Annotated in this window: 13 protein-coding genes and 1 riboswitch; of the genes, 12 read left to right on the top strand and 1 reads right to left on the bottom strand. The window is 32.9% G+C overall.

Annotation, left to right across the window (positions count from 1 at the left end; all coding sequences use genetic code 11):
• The first annotated feature begins 99 nt into the window (after positions 1–99).
• Positions 100–202: riboswitch (purine riboswitch) on the top strand.
• Positions 203–312: 110 nt separating this feature from the next.
• On the top strand, positions 313–1,803 hold the full coding sequence (locus tag GXK57_RS04895; RefSeq protein WP_160672297.1) for an NCS2 family permease: 1,491 nt from the start codon (positions 313–315) through the stop codon (positions 1,801–1,803).
• Between the two features lie 64 nt (positions 1,804–1,867).
• On the opposite strand, the gene murC is transcribed toward GXK57_RS04895, so the two are convergent.
• The gene (gene murC, locus GXK57_RS04890) at positions 1,868–3,280 is read right to left on the bottom strand and encodes a UDP-N-acetylmuramate--L-alanine ligase (RefSeq protein ID WP_160672294.1); all 1,413 of its coding nucleotides are present in this window, start codon (positions 3,278–3,280) and stop codon (positions 1,868–1,870) included.
• A 1,194-nt stretch (positions 3,281–4,474) separates the two neighbouring features.
• On the opposite strand from murC, the gene GXK57_RS04885 reads away from it, so the two are divergent.
• From GXK57_RS04885 to GXK57_RS04835, 11 genes are all read left to right on the top strand, one after another.
• The gene (locus tag GXK57_RS04885; protein ID WP_243156370.1) at positions 4,475–5,083 is read left to right on the top strand and encodes a GNAT family N-acetyltransferase; all 609 of its coding nucleotides are present in this window, start codon (positions 4,475–4,477) and stop codon (positions 5,081–5,083) included.
• Between the two features lie 66 nt (positions 5,084–5,149).
• Positions 5,150–5,977, top strand: a complete 828-nt coding sequence (locus tag GXK57_RS04880; RefSeq protein ID WP_160672288.1) for an EFR1 family ferrodoxin — start codon at positions 5,150–5,152, stop codon at positions 5,975–5,977.
• A 630-nt stretch (positions 5,978–6,607) separates the two neighbouring features.
• A complete protein-coding gene (locus GXK57_RS04875; protein WP_160672285.1) occupies positions 6,608–7,450 on the top strand; it encodes a D-amino acid aminotransferase in 843 nt (280 codons plus the stop codon).
• 17 nt (positions 7,451–7,467) lie between these two features.
• Positions 7,468–8,580: a DUF4392 domain-containing protein gene (locus GXK57_RS04870; RefSeq protein ID WP_160672282.1), complete on the top strand. Its 1,113-nt coding sequence runs from the start codon at positions 7,468–7,470 to the stop codon at positions 8,578–8,580.
• 12 nt (positions 8,581–8,592) lie between these two features.
• Positions 8,593–9,378, top strand: a complete 786-nt coding sequence (locus GXK57_RS04865; protein ID WP_160672279.1) for a putative hydro-lyase — start codon at positions 8,593–8,595, stop codon at positions 9,376–9,378.
• A 204-nt stretch (positions 9,379–9,582) separates the two neighbouring features.
• On the top strand, positions 9,583–9,768 hold the full coding sequence (locus tag GXK57_RS04860; RefSeq protein ID WP_160672276.1) for an alanine racemase C-terminal domain-containing protein: 186 nt from the start codon (positions 9,583–9,585) through the stop codon (positions 9,766–9,768).
• A gap of 109 nt (positions 9,769–9,877) precedes the next feature.
• Entirely contained in the window at positions 9,878–10,582 is a 705-nt protein-coding gene (gene pxpB / locus GXK57_RS04855) for a 5-oxoprolinase subunit PxpB (protein ID WP_160672273.1), read from the top strand.
• Positions 10,582–11,583, top strand: a complete 1,002-nt coding sequence (locus tag GXK57_RS04850) for a biotin-dependent carboxyltransferase family protein (RefSeq protein WP_160672270.1) — start codon at positions 10,582–10,584, stop codon at positions 11,581–11,583. The genes pxpB and GXK57_RS04850 overlap by 1 nt, the downstream gene beginning before the upstream one ends.
• 482 nt (positions 11,584–12,065) lie before the next feature.
• A complete protein-coding gene (locus GXK57_RS04845; protein ID WP_160672267.1) occupies positions 12,066–13,262 on the top strand; it encodes a branched-chain amino acid ABC transporter substrate-binding protein in 1,197 nt (398 codons plus the stop codon).
• A gap of 187 nt (positions 13,263–13,449) precedes the next feature.
• Positions 13,450–14,409, top strand: a complete 960-nt coding sequence (locus GXK57_RS04840) for a branched-chain amino acid ABC transporter permease (protein ID WP_243156369.1) — start codon at positions 13,450–13,452, stop codon at positions 14,407–14,409.
• A gap of 3 nt (positions 14,410–14,412) precedes the next feature.
• Complete coding sequence (locus GXK57_RS04835; RefSeq protein WP_160672264.1) at positions 14,413–15,636, top strand: branched-chain amino acid ABC transporter permease; 1,224 nt, start codon at positions 14,413–14,415, stop codon at positions 15,634–15,636.
• Positions 15,637–15,649: the final 13 nt, after the last annotated feature.

The raw sequence follows: 15,649 nt of genomic DNA, 5'->3' as shown, positions 1-15,649 counted from the left end.
TAGAAATGCTACTGGTTCTATTAAAATAAATGTATAAAAAAGCATTATTACTACTTGTAAAGTTAGACAAATTACACTATAATTTAACTCGGAAAACTTTATCAATAATTAAATAGATTCGATATATCGCCGACATATATGGGTTGGCAGTTTCTACCGGATGACCGTTAATTATCCGACTATCGAAATTAGCATAAAATATGAATTTTTTTATTCGTAATTTTGTTTTTTCGGTAGATTGGAACGATGTTTCAATCTATTTTGTTTTTGGTGATAAAATTTTATCATAAAAATATTTTAGGAGTTATGGAGATGGAAAAATTTTTTAATTTGAAAAAGTACGGTACTAACGTACGAACTGAAATTATAGCTGGTCTTACTACTTTTTTTACAATGGCGTACATCATTTTTGTTAATCCAAATATTTTACAATTAGCAGGAACTCCAGACAACCCTTTTAATCCACAGGCTATTTTCGTAGCAACGATTATATCTGCAGTGGTTGGTACACTTGTTATGGGACTATTTGCTAATGTGCCATATGCATTAGCTCCTGGTATGGGATTAAATGCATTCTTTACTTTTACCGTTTGTGGTACTATGGGATTCAGATGGCAAGAAGCTTTAGCAATGGTATTTATCTGCGGTGTTGTAAATATTATTATAACAGTTACAGGACTTCGTAAGATAATAATACGAGCTCTGCCCCCAGTTTTACAAAAGGCTATCGGTGGAGGTATTGGTCTTTTTATAGCATACATAGGTATTAAAGACAGTGGCCTTTTAAAGTTTACTTCTGACCCTGGAACATATCTTTTCTTAGGAAAGACTCCTGCAGATGCAACAGTAGTTGCAAATTCATCTGCTGTTCCAGCAATTGTTAACTTCTCTAACCCAGCTGTACAGTTAGCATTATTCGGAATTGTTTTAATACTTATTCTTATGGTTTTAAAAGTTAGGGCTGCAATTTTAATTGGTATTACTTCAGTAACTGCACTTTGTTTTATAGAAATTGCTTGTGGCGTTAACCCTGGTGTTTTTGGTTTCCACGCTAAAAATGCTCATGAGTTTTTCTCTTCAGCTAATATATCTCTAAGCGGTATAGGTAATTCTATAGCAGCAGTTAAATACACTGCTTTTAAGATGGATTTTGCTGGACTATTTGCTAATGGAAGCAAGTTCTTACTTGCAGTAACTGCAATGATTGCATTCATATTAACAGATATATTTGATGCTCTTGGAACATTTATTGGGACAGGTCGTCGTTCAGGTATATTTGATGCAGAAGATGAAAAGTTAATGCTTGAAGGTAAGGGTGTTAAGTCACGTCTGGATAAGGCTTTATTTGCAGATTTAAGTGCAACGATAGTAGGAGCATTTTTCGGAACTTCAAATACTACTACTTATGTTGAAAGCTCAGCTGGTATTGCTGCTGGTGGTAGAACAGGGTTAACATCAGTTGTAACATCAATCATGTTCCTTATATGTCTTGTTTTTGCTCCTGTAATTGGAATTATCCCAACAGTTGCAACAGCACCAGCACTTGTAGTTGTAGGTATCTTGATGATGTCTTCTATTGGTGAGATTGACTGGAAAGACTTCAGCGTAGCAGCAGTTGCATTCCTTACAATTGCTCTTATGCCATTTGCTTATAGCATAACAACAGGTATTTCTTTTGGATTTATAAGCTATGTTATAATCGCAATTATCAAGAAGGAAACAAAGAAAATTCATCCAGTAATTTATTTATTCACAGTGTTATTCATATTAAATTTCATATTATTAGCAGTTAGAAATCTGTAAAAGATTATAGTATATTAAAAAGTGTCGTAAAACTTTAGTTTTACGACACTTTTTTAACTACTTTTTACTTTAGTACATCAATAATTTGTCTAGATAGCTTATAAGAGTTACCAGCTCCGAAAACTATAATTATGTCTCCATTTTTAGCTTCACTAAGGATTTTACTACATATTTCTTCAGAGCTTTCTATGTAGTCTGCTTTATCTTCATTTATTACACTACACATTTTATTTAAGTCAACTGGCTCTATGTTTTTATATGCCTCTCTACCTAAGAATGGTTTTGTGATTATTACTCTATCTGCCTTTCTTAGAGCATCAGCGAATTCGTTGAAAAATAGCTTTGCTCTTGAAAGCTGATGAGGTTCAAAAATAGCAAAAACCTTTTTGCCTGGAAAGCTAAGCTTAATTGAATCTAAGGTAGCTGCTACAGCAGTAGGGTGGTGAGCAAAATCATCATAGATCTTTATATCCTCAATATCAGCCACTAACTCTAATCTTCTACCTACTCCTTTAAAGCTTTTAAAGGAATTCTTGATGGAAGTTAAGTCAACTCCTAATTCTAAGGCAGTAGCTAGAACACCTAAAGAATTTTCAACATTGTGTTTACCAATAAGACCAAGCTCAAAATTATCTTCTTTATCTCCATAGGTTAGTCTAAAGGATGAATACTCAGGAGTGTTTGAAGTTAATTCTGCCTTATATTCTATAGCAAAAGGGAAGTCCAGTTTCTTATCTATATAATACCCAATCACTCTTACTTTTTCTTGTTCAAGCCAATCTTTTAGTTCGCATAGAATTTCTCTAATAGCTAAACTGTCTTCGTTAACAATTAAAGTTTTTGGTCCTTTAAGTTTTTTTATAAAGTTCTTAAAGGAATTCTTTACATCATCAACATCCTTGAAGAACTCAGGATGATCCATTTCTACGTTATTTATTACAGCTATTGAAGGACTGTAGTTTAAGAAGTTATTATTGAATTCATCAGCTTCACATACAAAGTAATTTGACTTTCCTAGCCTGTATCCGCCTCCCCAATTTTTGAAGGTAGTTCCAGCTTCAACGCTTGGGTCAATACCACCATCTTCTAAGACAAGCCCCATTAAAACTGTAGTTGTAGACTTACCATGAGTACCAGCCACAGAAATAACAAACTTATCCTTCTGAACATATTTTGCAGAAAACTCCTGCCAAGTCATAAGGATTCCTCTATTTTTTGCCTCTACAATTTCTGGATGATCAGGGGAGATATCTAAGATAGCAGGGGAGATTGCTAATATATCTATATCTGCTATGTGACTTACATCGTGACCTTTAATAAGCTCTATATTATTCTCTACCAATGCATCTTTATAATAACCTGATATGTTAAGGTCACATCCGGATACATCAAAACCATAATTTTTTGCTAGAATTGCTATAGGTGCAGCACCACTCCCGCATATACCCATAAAATGTACTTTAATTTTACGTTCCAATATAATCAACTCCTATTATCACACTGCTTAGACTAATATTATGATTTAGACTAAGGGTATTATTATTTTAATGAACATGAAAGTAGCCTATAAAGACGCGCCACTTCATTCTCAAATTATATTTATAAAATCTCTCACTATAATATTATGAAAGCTTAAAAATAAATTGAGAATTTGAGTTTTGCGTATTTAGCTACTCAGCTTAAAAGACATCCTAGATTTGTAATATAAAGTAGGTTAGTAGTTTTACTAAATAGTAAAGGTAAATTAGCTATGGAATTAGATTTACGTTAAATCAATTTGTTTATAACATAGATTATGTAATTCAACTATTATATTATATATTTATTTCTAATATAAAGAATTAGTCTTTTAGTCATAACAATTTCTTCATATATATTGAGAAAAAATACTTAATAATTGCTGATAAATTGCCTCAATAGCATTTGGTCAATTAACCTAGAATATATAAAACATCTTTAGTATATGTTTACTACATTACCTATTATAAACAAGCTAGGTCTATCTTAAACTATAATTTCAAAATAAGTATAACACGAATCTAGTATCAATTTCCAATCTACCGATAATTTATGATTAATTTAAGTTAGTAATAAAGTCCATAGAGAAGTTCATTTCAGTATTTTTTATTCTATAGAGATTTAAATTATATACATAAAGTTTATAAGTATTGGCTATTCTCCTGACTATTAATTCATGAGAAAGTATAAAAAAGAAAAATATGTCGTCTGTCAGATTTTTATTAGTATATTCGGAAAGTTAGATAGGGAAAAAGTTGATAAAGAAATTCACTTTAGTACTTTTTTGTTTAAGAATTAAATATGAGGTTGTTATAGGAATTAGCTGAATGATATTCTGAAATTAGAGATTTCCTTGGTCTATAGACTAGAAATATTATAAGGAGTATTGTCTTATAAAAATAACAAATTGTGGCTTGTAGATTTATTTTGGAAGAATTAGCTTTAGCTATTAAGTCATAATACAAGGCAACATCCAGAAGTCAGTACTATACAACAGTTATTACTTAAGTTTTAGTAATATCCCCCTACAAGATATATAATTTAAAACTAAATCTAAGTAACTAAGCTTTAAATATATTTCATATAACTATTAGCTTAGTTTTATTGGATAATACTTGGTATATATCAGTAATTTAAAGAGAGGATGATGAATATGGTTACTACAAACGCTAAAGCCGTTAAAATGTTAGATTCAAATAAAGTATTTACTATAGAATGTAAGAATATAATACTAAGAGAATATCAAGTGGAGGATCTAGATGCGATATACAATATTACTTTGCAGCCTGAGATAAGGGAGTTTCTACCTGATTGGATAGCGACAAAAGAGAAGCGGAGGGAGTGGCTTACTAAATATGAACTAAAAGAGAATAGAGAGTTTTTTGATGCTGTACCTAATATCGAGGAGCAAATACTACGATTAGGAATTATATTGAAGGAAACAAATGAACTTATTGGATGGATTAATTCTGGGGTGAAAGAAGAGTTGCCGAAGCCAAACAGGGAGATAGGTTATGGTATTTCAAATGCCTTCACATGCAAAGGCTACGTAACTGAGGCGGCTCAAGGTCTAATTAAGTATCTGTTTGACAAAACCAATACTGAGGTACTGAACGCCACTGCATTAACCTATAATATACCCTCCAATAAGGTAATAAAAAAATGTGGATTTAGGTTAGTTAAAAATATTTATATTGATAATAAGGAATACTATTATTACAAATTAAGTAAAAGTGAGTGGGAAGCTAAAAGCAAAATTTAATAATAAAAAGTTCACTAAAAAATGTATTCTTTATTGAAGTTTTTATCCATGATTAGGGGGGCTATAATGAAATTTTCAACCTTCTATTTTAGTGGGACTGGCAATACAGAATGGGCAGTAAAAGAATTTAATCAATTAGTTATAGAAAAAGGACATGAGTACGAGTCGATTTCCATAGAAAGTATAAAGAACAAGGAAACTTCTTTTTTAGAAGATATAATTGATAGATCAGATTTTGTAGGTTTTGCAAATCCTATATATGGAGGCAATTTACCACCTATTATGAAGAATTTCATTATTAAACTTACTAAAGTCTGTGAAAATAAAAAAGAGATTTCAAGGCCTGTTTATATTATCAATACTATTGCCTATGTAAATGGATTTGGACCATTTTGCGCTAAAAAATTATTTATAAATACTAATTTTAGAATTATTTCTTATGTGAACATACAACTTTGCAACAATATATCTACACCTAAGTTAAAAATAAAAGCACTAAGCACTGATAAGATGAACAAGAGGAAAGAAAAAGCTAAAGGACAATTATTAAAGATGATTGACATGATGCTTGAAGGAAAAAAATATATAAATGGGGTAGGCTTTTATTTAATTCCTAATATTTTTATTCGCAGAGTATCAAAAGATGCAATAGAAAACAACTACAAAGCCTTAAGTATTGATATTGCTACTTGTAGTAGATGTATGCTATGTGTTAATAGGTGCCCTACAAAAAGTATCGAATATAAGGAGAATAAGTTTATATTTTTACCCTCCTGCACAGCATGCATGAGGTGTTATAACAATTGTTCAAGCTCTTCAATCCTATTTAATGGCAAATATGCAGATCCTAAAATATATGAAAGATATCATGGGCCAAGTAGTAGTAAGGATTAAAAAATATGCCATATGACAGAATTTCTTTACTTATATTTAGAAAAGGCAGATGGGTAAAAGCTAAACATTTAACTATGAATACATTAACTGTTGCTATAGTAGATTGTAAGATATAAATAAAATATAGAAAGATTAATAATAAGTAATTATATAACAGTTTTAGATGAAAGTAAGTTAGGTAACGATACAAGGGCTTTAATAGAAGTGAGTATGGGAACTTTCAAAGACAAAGACAAACTACATACTGAAAAATATTAATATGGAGACTCAAATACTTTTAACAACATAAAGTTAATATTAATGTACAGTAAAAAGATTTTCCGTATTAAAGGATAAATAGAAAAAATTAATTTACTGATAATAAAAATAAATATTCTATAACCATTAATAAATGTTGAAAAAAAATTATAACTAGTATAGTATTATATTAATATTTGAAACTCATACATATTTATACAGCAAGGGCGCTGTGTTAATAAGTATGAGTTATATTTTTATAGAGTTATATATCTATAAAATGTGAAAAATAGCTAAAGAGTAAACACTAATCCGTAGTCTATGGAAATATTATTACATAGGCATAAAAATTGATACACAATAAAAATAAGTAAAATTTAAGGGGGAATATTTATGGAAAATTTGGGGTTTTACAACGGAGAGTATGATTTAATCGAGAACATGAAGATACCTATGAATGATCGTGTATGCTATTTTGGTGATGGAGTTTATGATGCTACTTATAGTAGAAATCATAAAATATTTGCATTAGATGAGCATATAGATAGATTTTATAATAGCGCAGGATTACTCTCAATTAAGATTCCTTATACGAAAGAAGAACTAAAGGGCTTGCTTCAAGAGATGGTTAAAAAGGTTGACTGCGGAGAACAGTTTGTATATTGGCAGGTTACAAGAGGAACTGGAATGCGTAATCATATTTTTCCTGAGGAGAATATAAAGGCTAATATCTGGATAGTGCTTACACCACGCAATATTAAAGATATGTCGAAAAAGATAAAACTAATAACCATAGAAGATACAAGATTCTTACATTGCAATATTAAGACTTTAAATTTATTACCAAGTGTTATGGCAGCTCAAAAAACTGAAGAAGCAGGATGTGATGAAGCTATTTTCCACAGAGGTGATAGGGTAACAGAATGTGCCCACAGTAATGTATCTATAATTAAAAATGGTGTTTTTAAAACTGCACCGGCAGATAATTTGATTCTGCCAGGCATAGCAAGGGCTCATATAATTAAGATGTGCAAGAAATTTAATATTCCTGTAGATGAAACCCCATTTACCTTAAAAGAGTTGATGGAAGCAGATGAAGTAATAGTTACAAGTTCTGGTCAATTTTGCATGAGTGCCTGCGAGATAGATGGTAAGCCAGTAGGTGGAAAAGCTTCTGAAGTAGTTGAAAGATTGCAGAATGCTTTACTTGAAGAATTTTTAGAAGAAACAATATAAGGTTAGAGGTATGGTGTATGAATCAAAAAGAATTAACCATATTAAACGTAGGTGAGAATCTAGATAGTTTAATGAATTTAGATCCAAGAGGCTATGGAGTATGTAGGATACTTTATAGCGCATCAAGAAAATACACAAAAGATCCACTAACAATTAATAGTGCAAAGAAACTAGAAGGTACACTAAAAGAAGGGGAGCTAGTTTATATCATGACAGGGTTTGTTTTGTTACCCTTCAAAAAGGCTGAAATGGATGGCATAGTTAGCTCGCTGCTGCTAGCTAGAACTTTGGTAAAAGGTTTTAATGTAAAACCTGTTATAGTGTGCCCCGAGGAAAGTATTAAGGCTGTAGAAAATCTAGCCTATGTGGTTGGATTACATTTTCATGACAATATAGAAAAGCTAAGAGAATACCCGCTTTCCCTAGCAGGTATCTCCTTTGCAAAGAAGGAAAGTGAGGCTGAGCTACAAGCTGAGGAGCTAATTTCTAAGGGACTTCCTAGTGCAGTTATAAGTATAGAATGTCCTGGAGCTAATGCTCAAGGGGTGTACCATAACGCTGTGGGTTTAGACGTAACCAGTTTAGAAGCAAAGCAGGATATATTATTTGAAAAGTTAAAGAAAAAGGGTGTTTTAAATATAGCAATTGGGGATCTTGGTAATGAAATAGGTATGGGAACCTTGAAGGAACATTTAGAAAAATATGTTCCTTATATTGCAAAAGGCAGTTGTAATTGTGGCTGCAATGGTGGAATACTAGCTAATACAAAAGCTGATAATATAATAACTGCAACGGTTTCTGACTGGGGATGCTATGGACTTATGGCTGCCTTAGCTTTTTTGAAGAAGGACTTGAGCTTAATGCATACAAAAGAGATGCAAAAGGAAGCTATGATTACTGCTTCTAGAAGTGGGATGATAGACATGTATGGAGATTTAGTTCCAGCCATTGATGGCTGTGGGCTAGAGATGAACTTATCTATAGTTAGCCTGATGAGAGAAACCATAGATTCTGCCATGAGTTTGGAGAAGACTTGTGCTACTTGGTTCGAAAAAGTAATGGAGCTAGGATTTTACGAAAAAACTGAGGAATATGTATATGAAGATGAAAAGCTTCAAAATATAATTTGAGGTGGGAAAGTTATGAATTATTCAACTATGAAACCCTCAGAGGTTAGAAGATTAATAAGAGAGAAAAAAATAACAAATCCTACTGCTGGAATGTGTGATGGCTATGCCCAAGCTAATTTAGTGATTTTACCTAGAGAATTAGCTTATGATTTCTTACTCTTTGCTCAAAGAAATCCTAAATCTTGTCCAATTCTTGAAGTAAGTGATGTGGGAAATAGAAAGTTAAAGTATTTAGGTGAAGACATAGACATCACAACGGATATTCCTAAGTATAGAGTTTACGAAAATGGAGTTTTAGCCTGTGAGTGTGAAGATATTAGCCATCTATGGAGGCAGGATTTTGTAAGCTTTTTAATTGGCTGCAGCTTTTCCTTTGAAGGAGAGCTCCTTGAAGCTCAGGTTCCTATGAGACATATAGAGGAGGGGGCTAATGTTTCTATGTATATTACTAACATAGATTGTATACCAGCAGGAGTATTTAGTGGGAAAATGGTTGTCAGTATGAGACCACTTTCCTACGATAAGATTATAAAATCGGTTCTCGCCACTGGAGCTATGCCTAAAGTCCATGGAGCACCAATTCATATAGGAGACCCATTAATTATAGGGATAAAAGATATAAATAAACCTGACTTTGGTGACTCAGTATCAATAAAAGATGGTGAAGTGCCTGTGTTTTGGGCCTGTGGAGTTACTCCTCAAGCAGTGGTAATGAATGTGAAGCCTAAAATAGCTATTACCCATGCACCAGGTCATATGCTGATAACTGATATAAAGAATATAGATTTGAAATACTGATATTAGTTCTAAAGATTTACTAATTCAACTATTGGACTCATAAGGAGCTTTGGATAAAAATACTAAGTTTAATTTTGATATATTTAAACTTAGTATTGAGAAGGAAGACTAAGATAGCAAATAGATGGGGATAAACGTGGACGTGTTTAATGAGGAAGTGTATTAATCTATGGATAATATGCATACATAATCGCAAGAATATGAATGGATCAAATGATGGTTGACGTTACCCCTATAGAGGATGGTAAAATTGAAGATGAAATGACTTTAGTTGGACAAGATGGTAATAATTATATTAGTGTTGAGGAATTAGCCAACTTGTCAGGAAGTTTTAATTATGAATTTGTATGTGCAATAGGAAACAGGGTAGAAAGAATTTATAATGTTTAGTAAAAGGTCTCTTAAGGAGCATTCTTTAGTAATTCTTTCTATGCAGATAAGATAATTCATAGCTAAGTAAGTAATTTAAAGCGATAAAATGCTAATGTAGGTGGTAAGCATGGGTGAAGATAATATCAATATTTCTCAAATAACCGAAACTTCAGCTTTAATTGAGTTTGGTGTTAAAATTGATAAAGAGATAAATAAAAAGATAAGGTTATTTTGCAAATACCTAGATAAAAGCTCCTTTTATGGATTCATAGAATATGTGCCGTATTTCACTTCTGTCTCTGTGGTTTACAATCCTTTGGCTATTGGAAGTAGTGAACCTTTTGAGGCTGTGAAATCAATATTAGAGGATATAATATCAAAAATTGATTTCAAGGTCCAGTATGAAGAGCACATCGTTGAAATCCCTGTCTGCTATGAAAAGGAATTTGCCCCAGATTTAGAGTATGTGGCAAAAGCAAACAATCTAACCATAGAGGAAGTAGTAGAAATTCATTCAAATGGTGAGTATATAGTTTATATGATTGGCTTTGCACCAGGCTTTCCTTATTTGGGAGGGCTGTCAGAAAAGATCCATACGGAAAGACGAAGCACTCCAAGAACGGTTATCCCAGCAGGTTCAGTTGGAATAGCTGGAAGTCAGACTGGTGTTTATCCAATAGAAACTCCTGGGGGATGGCAGATAATTGGCAGGACTCCATTAAAGTTATTTGATTTAAATAGTGATGAAAAGACACTTTTGAAATGTGGTGATATAGCAAAATTTTATTCCATTTCCTATGATGAATATAAACGATTAAAGGGGAATGAATAATGAGAATAACTGTATTAGAGCCAGGCCTTTTGACTACAGTCCAAGATGATGGGAGATTTGGGTATCAAAAACATGGAGTCATTGTTAGTGGTGCAATGGATATGTATTCTATGAAACTGGGTAATATTGCTGTGGGAAATAAGCCTAGTGAAGGGGTACTTGAAATAACTTTAGTTGGCCCTTCTTTAAAGATAGAGAAAAATAATTTGATTTCAATAACTGGATCTAATCTTTCACCTACTATCAATGATGAAAAAGTTCCCATGGGAAGACCTATTTTCATAAAGGAAGACTCTATATTAAAGTTTGGAAGGTGTATAAGTGGCTGCAGAGCATATCTATCAATTGCTGGAGGCTTTAAGTTACCAACTGTTATGAATAGTAAAAGCACTTATTTGAGAGGTAATTTAGGGGGGAAAGATGGAAGAGCGCTTAGGAAAGATGATATATTGGAAGTTGGAAGTAAAAGCAGTCTTTCGTTAAATATAATAAAAAAGCTAGAAATATCTCATAAGAAGAATAATTTTATTTATCCAAGCTGGTATCTGCATAAAGCTATCTATGAAGGAACAGGGCAAGAGATAGTGAGGGTTTTTGAGGATAGACAATTTAAAGGCATCAGTGAAAAAAGTATTAATGATTTCTTTAGCCAGGAGTTTACTGTAAATACTAAGTCTGATAGAATGGGCTATAGATTAAATGGACCTAAGATAGAGTTAAAGAAGAGCCTAGAAATGATATCGGAAGAGGTTTCTTTTGGAACAATTCAAGTGCCACCAGATGGTGATCCCATAATACTTCTTGCGGATAGAGCCACTGCAGGAGGATACCCTAAAATATGTCATGTAGCCTCAGTAGATCTTTCGAAGTTGGTTCAACTAAAGCCATCGGATAATGTTAGCTTTAAGAAAATAACTCTTAAAGAGGCAGAGAAGCTTTATTTAGAAAGAGAAGAGTATATAGAAAAATTGAGATTAGAGATTAAATTAATAAGTTTATAACGATGAACAACATTTATTTAAAACATTCATATAGTAATGAAAACCTGAGGAAAAACCTCAGGTTTTTGATTTATATTAACAATTTTAAAGAAAATGCAATTAATACAAAATACGTATAAAAATTAAGGAAAATATAGTTGATAGCGTTTACTTTGTGATAAAATGTCAATAAATCGGCGAGAAAACGATTTGTGTAATAATTGGAAATATATTAACATTTTAAATATAGTTAATTATCAGACAATTGATGAAATGTTTTTTGCAGAGCTTCAAGATTTGGAAAATTACATATCTGTAATGCTAGTAAGGCTAGCATAAAATGAAAGCGATGGGGCTTCAGAGTTTATTTCTGATGCTCTGTTGCTTTTTTTACTGTCTAGGCCAATTATAAAATTTCTATTAGCTAGTCTTAGCAATATCAAAGGTTAATAACAGCATATTAGGATAGACAATATAAAAATAAATAAATAGGGGGATACAAAATGAAAAAGAAATTATTGTTTTTATCAATGGCAACTATGCTCACGACCACAATAGCAATGGCAGGGTGTACAAAGGGTGCTAATTCTAGCAGTAATGGGGCTACTGTAAAGATAGCAAGTGTTTCGCCTTTGTCAGGTTCACAAGCAGCAATAGGTGAATCTATAAAAAATGGAGCCAAACTAGCTTTAACCGAGAGAAGCGACGAGTTTAAAAAACTTAATATTAATCTTCAGTTTAGTCCTCAAGATGATCAGGCAGATCCAAAGGTAGGAGTTTCAGTAGCACAAAAGCTTATAGCAGATAAAGATGTTTTAGGGGTTGTAGGTCATTACAATTCTGGTGTTGCTATTCCTTCATCAGAAATATATAAGAATGTAAATTTAGCAATGGTTTCTCCAGCTAATACTGCTGTTGCAGTTACTGAGAGAGGTTATGATGATGTCAACCGTATATGTACAAGAGATGATGTTCAAGGTCCAGTTGCTGCAGATTTTGCCTTAAGTGATTTATCAGCAAAGACAGCCTTTGTAATTCATGATAAAACTACTTATGGGCAAGGAGTTGCTGATGAGTTTAAAAAGAGATTTGCGGACAAAGGAGGAACTGTTGCTGGATATGAAGGTATAACAGCTGGTGAGTCTGACTTCAGTGGTGTGTTAAATAAAGTGGCTCAAGTCAAGCCAGATGTTGTTTATTTTGGAGGTATGTACCCAGAAGGTTCATTAATAATAAAGCAGATGAAGGAAAAGAACATTACTGCCAAGTTTATAGGGCCTGATGGAATGGACTCTGCGGAAGTAGTTAAAATTGCAGGCGATAGTTCAAAGGGGATTTACTATACAACAATGGCTGCAGATGTATCATTAACAGAACAAGGAAGAGCTTGGGCAGAAAAGTACAAGAAACAGTTCGGAAATCAACCTGAAAACTATGCAATATATGGTTATGATGCTATGAATGTTCTTTTAGATGGGCTAAAGAAAGCTGTACAAGACAACGGAAACAAGAAGCCAACTCAAGATCAAGTTACAAAAGCAGTTAGAGCAATAAAGGGTTTCAAAGGAGTTGCAACAACAGTTACCTTTAATTCTAAAGGAGACAATGAAGATGCAGTTATGTTTATATCTCAATTTAAGGAAGCTAAATATCCACCTACAGTAATAAAGACTATAACTGCAAAAGATTATCTGAAATAAAGTTTTCAAATGAGATAATAAATATTGATTATTATACAAGGATGTACCACTTAATATCTAAACTACTAGTTACAATTCGCTTCTTAATTATGGAATTATGCCAGTCAGTAGTGGTACATCTTTATAAAAACAACTTATTTGAATAGATAGTAATCCATTTTTAAGTAATTTGAAAGGAAGTGAAAAAATGGAGAGTATGTTAAAAATGATTCCTCAACTTTTAGTAGATGGTTTAACCTTAGGTTTAGTTTATGCAATAGTTGCCTTAGGTTACACCATGGTATATGGAATATTAGAGTTTATAAACTTTGCTCACAGTGAAATATTTATGGTTGGAGCTTTTGCTGGAACAGAGGTGTTGCTATTTGCCCAAAGTGCTGGAATATTAGGCTCTATACCAGCTCCTCTTGCGTTAATAATAGCGTTGTTAATTGCTATGCTTATTAGCGGAACCTTAGGTGTTTTTATTGAGAGAGTGGCTTACAAACCCATTCGTAATGCACCAAAGCTTATTCCATTTATTTCAGCAATTGGAGTTTCATTCTTTCTCCAAGACTTTGTGAGATTAATAGAAGGCTTGGCAAGAAATGCTTTTTATCTAACAACCCCTACCATATTTAGTTCAAACATAAAGATATCAAATGGTCTTAACATACCCGTTAAAGTATTTTATATAGCAATAATTGCAGTAGCGATTATGGTAGGTTTAAATCTCTTTATATCTAAAACAAAATGGGGAAAGGCTATGAGAGCAGTTGCTCAGGATCAATCTACCTCAAGTCTTATGAGTATTAATGTTGATAAAGTAATTTCTTTAACTTTTTTAATTGGAGCAGCACTAGGTGGGGCAGCAGGTACAATGTTCGCAGTTCAGTATTCTCTAGTAGATCCTTATATCGGATTTATATTAGGAATGAAGGCATTTACAGCAGCAGTATTAGGAGGAATTGGAAATATACCTGGTGCCATGCTTGGTGGTGTTTTACTTGGAGTTATAGAAACCTTTGCCTCTGCCTCTCTAGGTGCATTAACTCATGGTGTATTAGGTGCAGAGTATAAGGATATTTTTGCTTTTGTAATACTTATAATTTTACTTCTATTTAAACCTGGTGGACTGCTAGGTCAAACTGTTGGAGAGAAGGTGTAGTTGATGAGAAAATTATTAAGCAAATTACAAATTCCAGTTATTATTGCAGCACCAATACTTTTTCTTGTTTTTAGCAACTCCACAATTATATTTTTACTATATTTAGTTTCACTATTTGTTTTATACAAATGTGATTTGAAGCTTCCAATAAAGCTAGCTATAGCAGCCGCTAATCTTCTTATAGTAATTCCTGTTATGGGACATAGCAATACTTATTATTTGGATGTACTAACAGAGGTAGGAATTTATTCAGTACTAGCCGTTGGACTTAATATAGTTGTTGGCTTTGCAGGGCTTTTAGATCTAGGTTATGTTGGATTTTACGCTACTGGTGCCTATGTTTATGCTATCTTTGCATCAACTCAAGCTAGTGGCTTTATGGGTAAGTCTTGGAGCCCAATTTCAGGTAACTATTTTTGGCTATTCCTAATAATAGGAATGATTGTAGCAGCTATTGTAGGAGTTCTGCTAGGGCTTCCAGTATTAAGATTAAAGGGTGATTATCTAGCCATCGTGACCTTAGGTTTTGGAGAAATAATAAGAATTCTTCTTAATAATATGGATAAACCGCTAAATATAACAAATGGACCAAAGGGAATAGTGCCTATTTCACCGCCAAAATTATTTGGAATTACCTTAAATAAACCTATTCATTTTTACTTCATTGTACTTGTAGTCTTGATGCTAACCATAGTGATAGTGAATAGGCTGAATAATTCTAAGATCGGAAGAGCTTGGACTGCAATAAGAGAAGATGAATTGGCTGCAAGAACTATGGGGATTCCTCTTGTAAAGATGAAGTTATTTGCTTTTGCTTGTGGAGCTGCTTTTGCAGGTATGATGGGTGTTATATTTGCTGCAAAACAAAACTTTATCGATCCATCTAGCTTTGGATTTATGGAATCGATAGGTATACTTGCAATGATACTTTTAGGTGGTATGGGTAGTATAGCTGGCGTAATAACAGGAGCTACAGCGGTAGTGGTATTGCAGCTTCAAATATTAAAATCACTGTCTGGTTATTTAGGTGACTTATCTAATGCAGGTATTATCAATCTTCCATCACAATTGGATCCTGCAAAATATGAGAAACTAGTTTTTGGTTTGATTCTTATAGTTATGTGTATACTCAGACCTAAGGGAATATTACCTGCCAAGAGAAAGCTACATCTTGCAGGCAAAAAGATATTCGGTATCGTTAAGAAAGAAAAACAACCATTAGTATAAAGGAGGTGTAGTG

It is taken from the genome of Clostridium sp. C8-1-8, from assembly GCF_009928445.1.
GTDB lineage: Bacteria > Bacillota > Clostridia > Clostridiales > Clostridiaceae > Clostridium_AR.
This window is presented reverse-complemented; position numbering and strand designations above follow the sequence as displayed.